Source organism: Nevskia sp., assembly GCF_023266035.1.
Taxonomy (GTDB): Bacteria; Pseudomonadota; Gammaproteobacteria; order Nevskiales; family Nevskiaceae; genus Nevskia.
In genome coordinates this window covers 1-3,451 of sequence record NZ_JAHFRY010000232.1, presented here as the reverse complement: position 1 = coordinate 3,451, position 3,451 = coordinate 1, and the positions used below count along the sequence as shown (strand labels likewise).

Genomic DNA, 3,451 nt, shown 5'->3' with positions numbered 1-3,451 from the left:
ACCCTTCAAGCGCGGCCTCGCAGCACGGGCAGTGGAACCACACGCGCGCCGGCTCGACCTGCACCCGCATCACGCAGAGACGAGCCGGCGCTTGCTGCGGCGAGCGCACGGGTTTCATGAAGCCCTCGCGGATTCGAGCAACGCCGGGAAGTCAGTTTCGAAGTGCTCGTGCTCGCCACGCAGTCCCGATCTGCGACGCTCGGCCTCAGTCGCACGCAGCTCGGTGCGACGGATCTTTCCCGACACGGTCTTCGGCAGTTCGCAGAACTCGATCACACGGATCTTCTGGTACGGCGCGAGGCGCGTGCGCGTGAAGCTCAGGATCGAAAGCGCCGTCTCGCGGTCTGGCTTGAATCCCGGCTTGAGAATCACGCAGGCCTTGGGCACACACAGGCGCTTGGGATCCGGGCTTTCCACCACCGCCGCCTCCGCGACGGCCTCGTGCTCGATCAGCGCGCTCTCCAGCTCGAAGGGCGAGATGCGGTAGTCGGAACTCTTGAACACGTCGTCGGTGCGCCCGACAAACCAGAAATAGCCGTCCGCATCGCGCGAGGCAACGTCGCCAGTGCCGTAATGGCTGCCGCCGAGCGCTCTCGATGTTTTCTCGGGGTCACCTCCGTAGCCGGCCATCACGCCGGCGGGACGCGGATTCAATACGACGCTCACTTCGCCTTCAGCGGCATGCTCGCCGTCTGGATCGAGCAACTCCATCGCATAACCCGGCAGCGGCCGACCCATCGATCCGTATCGCACCGGTTGACCGGGCGGATTGCCGAGCATGGCGGTGGACTCGGTCTGGCCATAGCCCTCGCGGATGGTGTGACCCCAGGCCGCTTTTACCTGCTCGATCACTTCCGGATTCAGCGGCTCACCGGCGCTGACCAGTTCGCGCAGTTTCACAGGGTATTGCTTGAGATCCTGCAGGATCAGCGAGCGCCAGGCCGTCGGTGGCGCACAGAGCGTGGTGACGCCGCAGCGCACGAGCGTCGTCAGCGTCTTGTCGGCGTCGAAACGCCCCTGGTTGTAGATGAAGATGGTGGCGCCGACATGCCAGGGCGCGAACAAGCAGCTCCAAGCGTGCTTTGCCCAGCCTGGCGAGCTGATATTGAGGTGCACGTCGTCTGGCTGCAGACCGATCCAGTACATCGTCGACAGGTGCCCGACCGGATAGCTGCGCTGCGTGTGCAGCACCATCTTGGGCTTCGAGGTCGTGCCGGACGTGAAATACAGCACGCAGGGATCGTCGGCCTTGGTCGGCGCCATGGGATGGAACTCGGAAGGCGCCGAAGCTGCGCCCGCATAGTCGTGCCAGCCCTCGGCCTTTGCGCCAACCGATATGCGCAGGCAGGAATTCGCGATGTCCGCGAACTTGGCGACGTTGGCTGCGTCCACGATCACGCCACGCATCTGGCCGCGTTCGATGCGATCCTTGAGATCGGCTTCGGACAGCAACATGGTCGCCGGGCTCAGCACGGCGCCGAGCTTGATCGCGGCCAGCATGATCTCCCACAGCTCGATCCGGTTCGGCAGCATCACCAGCAGGCGATCGCCCTGACCGATGCCGACACCGCGCAGGAAATTCGCGGCGCGATCGGAAGCCACGCGCAGCTCTTCGAACGTGCGATGGGTCTCGGCTCCAGATTCTTCGACGATCCACAGCGCGCGCCGCGAGTTGCCGCGTGCGAGGTCATCGAAGTGGTCCAGCGCCCAGTTGAAGTCCGGCAGTTCCGGCCAGCGGAATTCGGCCATCGCGCTCGCGTAATCGCTGCGGTGACGGATCAGAAGGTCGCGCGCTGCGCGAAAGGTGGCCGTGCCACTCATGCCCGCTCTCCTCTTGTTCTTGTGATGTTGGTTCAGGCCTCGGTGCCGCGTGCCTTGAGCAGGTCCAGCGCCACGTCGACGATCATGTCTTCCTGACCACCGACCATGCGGCGCCGGCCCAGCTCGACCAGGATGTCGACGGCCTTGACGCCGTACTTCTTCGACGCCGCTTCGGAGTGGCGCAGGAAGCTGGAGTAGACGCCGGCATAGCCCAGCGCGAGCGTCTCGCGATCGACTCGTACCGGACGATCCTGCAGCGGCCGCACGATGTCATCGGCAGCGTCCATCAGCGTGTAGAGATCGGTGCCGTGGTTCCAGCCGAGCCGCGACGCCGCGGCGATGAACACTTCCAGCGGTGCATTGCCCGCACCCGCGCCCATGCCGGCGAGGCTGGCGTCGATGCGATCGCAGCCTTCCTCCACGGCGACGATGGAGTTGGCCACGCCCAGTGAAAGATTGTGATGCGCGTGCATGCCGGTTTCGGTCTCCGGCTTGAGCACGGCCTTGAACGCGCGGAAGCGGTCGCGGATGTCCTGCATGCCCATCGCCCCGCCGGAATCGACGACGTACACGCAGGTCGCCCCATAGCTCTCCATCAGCTTGGCTTGGCCCGCCAGCGCTTCCGGCGTGGTCATGTGGCTCATCATCAGGAAGCCGACCGTGTCCATGCCGAGCTGGCGCGCGGTCTCGATGTGCTGCTTCGAGACATCGGCCTCGGTGCAATGCGTAGCGACGCGCACGATGCGCGCGCCTGCGGCATAGGCGTTCTTGAGGTCATGGATGGTGCCGATGCCGGGCAGCAGCAGGGTGGCGATCTTGGCGTGCTGGACCACACCCGCGACGGCCTCGATCCATTCCAAGTCGGTATGCGCGCCGAAACCGTAGTTGAAGGTCGAGCCCTTCAGTCCGTCGCCGTGAGCGACTTCAATGGAATCGACCTTGGCCTTGTCGAGCGCGCGTGCGATGTCCTGCACGTTCTGGATCGAATACTGATGACGGATGGCGTGGCTGCCGTCGCGCAGGGTGACATCGGAGATGTAGAGCTTTTTCTTGGGATCGAAGGTCATGAGCGGTCTCCGGGTCAGCGCGCGAGCATGCGTTCGGCGATGCGCTCGCCGGTGGCCATCGCGGCCGAGGTCATGATGTCGAGATTGCCGGCGTAGGCCGGCAGGTAGTGCGCCGCGCCTTCCACTTCCAGCAGCACGGTGGTCTTGAGGCCGCTGAAGTGTCCGCCCAGTTCGGGAATCTTCACCGGCGCCGACGCGGGAATGCGGTCGAACTGGACCTTCTGCTTGAGGCGGTAGCCCGGCACGTAGGCGTTCACGCGCGCGACCATGTCGATGACCGCCGCTTCGACGGTTGCCTCGTCCGTGTCTTCGGAGAAGACGTAGACCGTATCGCGCATCAACTGCGGCGGCTCCGCCGGATTGAGGATGATGATGGCGCGGCCCATGCCGGCGCCGCCGACCTGCTCGATGGCCTTGGAGGTCGTCTCGGTGAACTCGTCGATGTTGGCGCGGGTTCCCGGGCCAGCCGACTTGCTGCTGATCGAAGCGACGATCTCGGCGTAGTGAACCTTCGCGACCCTGGACACTGCGGCCACGATGGGGATCGTCGCCTGGCCGCCACA

General features: G+C 65.1%; 2 protein-coding genes and 1 pseudogene. All 3 read right to left on the bottom strand.

Going from position 1 to position 3,451, the window contains the following annotated elements; all coding sequences use genetic code 11:
* Positions 1–114: 114 nt before the first annotated feature.
* Positions 115–1,821: an AMP-binding protein gene (locus tag Q0D45_RS21335; protein ID WP_293397878.1), complete on the bottom strand. Its 1,707-nt coding sequence runs from the start codon at positions 1,819–1,821 to the stop codon at positions 115–117.
* Positions 1,822–1,853: 32 nt separating this feature from the next.
* The gene (dmpG, locus tag Q0D45_RS21330) at positions 1,854–2,888 is read right to left on the bottom strand and encodes a 4-hydroxy-2-oxovalerate aldolase (RefSeq protein ID WP_293397876.1); all 1,035 of its coding nucleotides are present in this window, start codon (positions 2,886–2,888) and stop codon (positions 1,854–1,856) included.
* Between the two features lie 14 nt (positions 2,889–2,902).
* Positions 2,903–3,451: pseudogene (locus Q0D45_RS21325) on the bottom strand (acetaldehyde dehydrogenase); the annotation flags it as partial.